The sequence below is a fragment of the Acidimicrobiales bacterium genome, assembly GCA_035316325.1.
GTDB lineage: Bacteria > Actinomycetota > Acidimicrobiia > Acidimicrobiales > VFJN01 > DASXTK01.
Genome location: DATHJB010000180.1, coordinates 1 through 3,863, shown reverse-complemented (window position 1 = coordinate 3,863; position 3,863 = coordinate 1). Strand labels below are relative to the sequence as shown.

Below are 3,863 nucleotides of genomic sequence, written 5' to 3'. Positions count from 1 at the left end.
TCACCTTCGAGGAGGCTGCCTAGTGGCGGCCGCGAGGACCCTGGTTCTGGCCGGCTACGGGATGGTCGGGCACCGCTTCCTGGAGGCCATGGTCGGGCGGGGCCAGCTCGGTCCCGACGGGCCGTGGCGGGCGGTGGTGGTGGGCGAGGAGCCGTACGCCGCCTACGACCGGGTGTCGCTCAGCTCCTACGTCGACGGCCTGGGCGCCGACGACCTCAGCCTCGTCGGCCCCGGCTTCCACGACACGCCGGGCCTGGTCGTGCACCTCGACGACCGTGTCGACGCCGTCGACACCGCCGCCCGCCGGGTCACCACCGCCCAGGGTCGGGTGGTGGGCTACGACGCCCTGGTGCTGGCCACCGGGTCGGTGCCGTTCGTTCCAGCGATCCCGGGCACCGACACCCCGGGGGTCTTCGTCTACCGCACCATCGACGACCTTGAGGCCATCCGCATGTGGGCCGCCGGGTGCCGCAGCGGCGTGGTGGTGGGCGGCGGCCTGCTGGGCCTGGAGGCGGCCAACGCCCTGCGCATCTTGGGCGTGCAGGCCACCGTGGTGGAGTTCGCCCCCCGCCTGATGCCGGTCCAGCTCGACGAGGGTGCCGCCGCCGTCCTGCAGGACCGCATCGAGGCGCTCGGCATCACCGTCCACACCGGCTGCGCCGCCTCCGGGGTCCGGGCCGAGGGCGGCCAGGTGGTGGGCCTCGACGTCGACGGTCGGGACGAGCCCATACAGGCCGACCTGGTGGTCTTCGCCGCCGGTATCCGGCCCCGCGACGACCTGGCCCGCTCGGCCGGGCTCGACGTGGGCGAGCGGGGCGGCGTCGTGGTCGACGACGGCTGCGCCACCTCGGCGCCGGACGTCTACGCCATCGGCGAGTGCGCCCTCCACCGGGGCCGGGTCTACGGGCTGGTCGCTCCCGGCTACCAGATGGCCGACGTGCTGGCCGGCCGCCTGAGTGGCCGCGACGACGTCGCCTTCACCGGGGCCGACACGTCCACCAAGCTCAAGCTGCTCGGGGTCGACGTCGCCAGCGTCGGCGACGCCCACGGCACCCGGACCGAGGGCAGCCGGGCGCTCGTCTACACCGACCCGCTGGCCGGCGACTACCGCAAGGTGGTCGTCTCGAACGATGGGAGCCGCCGGGTGGTCGGCGGGATCCTCGTCGGCGACCTGAGTGCCTACCCGCTGCTCGTGCAGTACGCCCGGGGCACGCTCGAGACCCCCGAGCGCATCGACGCCCTGATCGCGCCGGCCTCGCCCGGCGCCGACGCGGCGACCGGCGCGGGGGTCGCGGCGCTGCCGCCCGGCGCCGTCGTGTGCTCGTGCAACACCGTCGACGCCGGCACGATCCGGGCCGCGATCCAGGACGGCGCCGACGACGTGGGCGGCATCAAGGCCGGCACCCGCGCCGGCACCACCTGCGGGTCGTGCCTGCCGCTGCTGGCCGACCTGCTCGACGACGAGCACCGCAAGGCCGGGGTCGCGGTCCGCCGCACCCTGTGCGAGCACTTCGACCACACCCGCCAGGAGCTGTTCGACATCGTGCGGGTCAAGCGCATCCGCAGCTTCGCCGCGCTGCTGGCCGAGCACGGCCGGGGCCGGGGCTGCGAGATCTGCAAGCCCGCCGTGGCGTCGATGTTCGCCTCGACGGCGAGCGGCTACATCCTCGACGGCGAGCAGTCGACCCTCCAGGACACCAACGACCACTTCCTCGCCAACCTCCAGCGCGACGGCACCTACTCGGTGGTGCCCCGGGTGCCGGGCGGCGAGATCACCCCCGACGGGCTCATCGTCCTCGGGCAGGTGGCCCAGGAGTTCGACCTCTACACCAAGATCACCGGCGCCCAGCGCGTCGACCTGTTCGGCGCCCGGGTCGACCAGCTGCCCGCCATCTGGACCCGCCTGGTCGACGCCGGGTTCGAGTCGGGCCACGCCTACGGCAAGGCGCTGCGGACGGTGAAGTCGTGCGTGGGCACCACGTGGTGCCGCTACGGGGTGCAGGACGCGGTGGGCCTGGCCATCCGGCTGGAGCTCCGCTACCGGGGGCTGCGGGCGCCCCACAAGATCAAGTCGGCGGTGTCCGGCTGCGCCCGCGAGTGCGCCGAGGCCCAGGGCAAGGACGTCGGGGTGATCGCCACCGAGCGGGGCTGGAACCTCCACGTCGCCGGCAACGGCGGCATGACCCCGCAGCACGCCGTGCTCCTGGCCACCGACCTCGACACCGAGACCCTCGTCCGGCACATCGACGCGTTCCTCATGTACTACATCCGCACCGCCGATCGGCTGGAGCGGACGGCGTCGTGGTTCAACAAGCTGGAGGGCGGCATCGACCACCTGCGGGCCGTCGTCGTCGACGACTCGCTCGGGCTGGTCGACGAGCTGGTGGCCGACATGGAGCGCCACGTCGCCGGCTACGAGTGCGAGTGGAAGGCCACCCTGGCGGACCCCGAGCGCCTGGCCCGCTTCCGGGTGTTCGTCAACGCCGACGAGCCCGACCCGTCGCTGGTGTACGTCCGCGAGCGGGGCCAACGCCGCCCCGCCTTCCCCCACGAGCGCCCATGACGCTGCCCGACGCGATGCGGGAGACCTGGGTCGACGTGGTGGCCCTCGCGGCGCTCACGCCGGGCCGTGGCGTCGCCGCGCTCGTCGGAGGGCGGCAGGTGGCGGTGTTCCTGGTGGCCGACGGCGAGCTGTTCGCGGTCGACAACCTCGACCCGTTCAGCGGCGCCCACGTGATGAGCCGCGGCATCGTCGGCGACCGGGCCGGCGTCCCCAAGGTGGCGTCGCCCATGTACAAGCAGTCGTTCGACCTGCGCACGGGCCGCTGCCTCGACGACGACACCATGGCGCTCACCACCTTCCCCGTGCGGGTCACCGCCGCCGGCCAGGTCCAGGTGGCCCTCCCGTGACCTCCACCCCCGTCGTTCTGTCTTCGCTGAGCCGGCTATCACCGGCTGAGCGAAGACAGAACGGGCCGGAGCTGTTGCCGCTGGAGGCGGGGCAGCAGTACCGGTTCGGGTTCGACATGGGCGCCTGCATCGGCTGCCACTCGTGCGAGGTGGCGTGCGCCGAGCAGAACGGCCTGCCACCCGACACGGTGTGGCGCCGGGTCGGGGAGATCGAGGGCGGCGACCACCCCGAGACCCGCCGCTTCCACCTGTCGATGGCGTGCAACCACTGCCTGGAGCCCACCTGCCTGTCGGGTTGTCCGACGAACGCCTACGTGAAGCTCGACAACGGGGTGGTGCAGCACCAGGCCGACGAGTGCATCGGCTGCCAGTACTGCACCTGGAACTGCCCCTACTCGGTGCCCGCCTTCCAGCCCGACCGGCGCATCGTCACGAAGTGCGACATGTGCCTGCCCCGCCTGTCGGAGGGCCTGGCGCCGGCCTGCGTGAACGCCTGCCCGACCGAGGCGATCACGGTCGAGCCGGTCGACGTCGCCGCCTGGCGGGCCGACCACGCCGCGGCCGACGGGCCCAACCTGCCGTCGGCCGACATCACCCTGTCGACCACCCGCATCGCGCTGCCGGAGGGCGTCCCCCTGGAGACCTTCGCCGCGTCGGACCATCGCCTCCGCCCCGAGGACCCGCACACGCCGCTGATCGTCCTGACGCTCCTCACCCAGCTGGCGGTGGGCGCCAGCCTGGCGGGGGCCCGGCCGCTGGCGGCGCTGATCGCCGGCATGGCGCTGGTGGCGTCGCTCGGCCACCTGGGGCGTCCGGTGCACGCGTGGAAGGCGCTGCGGAACCTGCGCCGCTCGTGGCTGTCGCGCGAGGTGGCGTTGTTCGGGGCCTATGCCACCGCCGCCACGGCTGCTGTCGTCGTGACGGCGGTGGCGCCCCTCGCCCCGCTGCTGGGG

The 3,863-nt window shown here is 73.7% G+C and carries 3 protein-coding genes; all 3 read left to right on the top strand.

The window, feature by feature from the left end; genetic code table 11:
• Window positions 1-22: 22 nt before the first annotated feature.
• Window positions 23-2,563, top strand: a complete 2,541-nt coding sequence (gene nirB, locus VK611_24175; GenBank protein ID HMG44453.1) for a nitrite reductase large subunit NirB — start codon at window positions 23-25, stop codon at window positions 2,561-2,563.
• Window positions 2,560-2,910 carry a nitrite reductase small subunit NirD gene (gene nirD, locus VK611_24170; GenBank protein ID HMG44452.1) on the top strand — a complete coding sequence of 117 codons (351 nt, stop codon included), beginning with the start codon at window positions 2,560-2,562 and terminating at the stop codon, window positions 2,908-2,910. Before nirB ends, nirD begins: the two co-directional genes overlap by 4 nt.
• Window positions 2,911-2,984: 74 nt before the next feature.
• The coding region (locus tag VK611_24165) for a DmsC/YnfH family molybdoenzyme membrane anchor subunit (GenBank protein HMG44451.1) at window positions 2,985-3,863 on the top strand (879 nt) is incomplete at its 3' end.

Coding starts and splice junctions, on each gene's coding strand:
- nirD (HMG44452.1), top strand. CDS start 2,560: ATGACGCTGCCCGACGCGATGCGGGAGACCTGGGTCGACGTGGTGGCC.